1 protein-coding gene is annotated in these 449 nt (G+C 38.8%); it reads left to right on the top strand.

Features of this window, described 5'->3' with window-relative positions; genetic code table 11:
* A partial coding sequence (locus TE34_RS09945) for a transposase (RefSeq protein ID WP_047984674.1) occupies positions 1-449 on the top strand: 449 nt, incomplete at both ends.

Genomic DNA, 449 nt, shown 5'->3' with positions numbered 1-449 from the left:
GCAACCTACTTGATGGATCGTGGATATCCTTCTACGAAGAATCTGATGACATGGCAAGAACAAGGGATTTCGTTTGTCGTTCGAATTTCGAAGAGTATAAAAGCTGTTCCTATCGAAAGATATGAAAGTAATCATCCAGCAATTATTAGTGACGCAAGAGTTCGATATAGCTATGCGGATGAGCCAATACGTTTGGTAGAATTTAAAGATGAAGAAGATAAAGTCTACCGACTAATGACAACTAGATGGGACTTATCTGCAGAACAAATTATGGACCTTTATCGTTATCGTTGGACGATTGAGACCTTCTTTCGCTGGGTGAAACAACACTTAAATCTGGTTAAGATTTGGAGTACGAAGCCACAAGGAATGTGGAATCAAATGTTTCTTGCCTTAGCTGCATATGGCCTAGCTTTAATCCTTCAATTACAAACGAAAACAGAGAAGAA

This window comes from Ornithinibacillus californiensis (genome assembly GCF_001038485.1).
GTDB lineage: Bacteria > Bacillota > Bacilli > Bacillales > Amphibacillaceae > Ornithinibacillus > Ornithinibacillus californiensis.
Note: the sequence above shows the minus strand (reverse complement) of the source record. Positions and strands in the feature narration are given on the sequence as shown.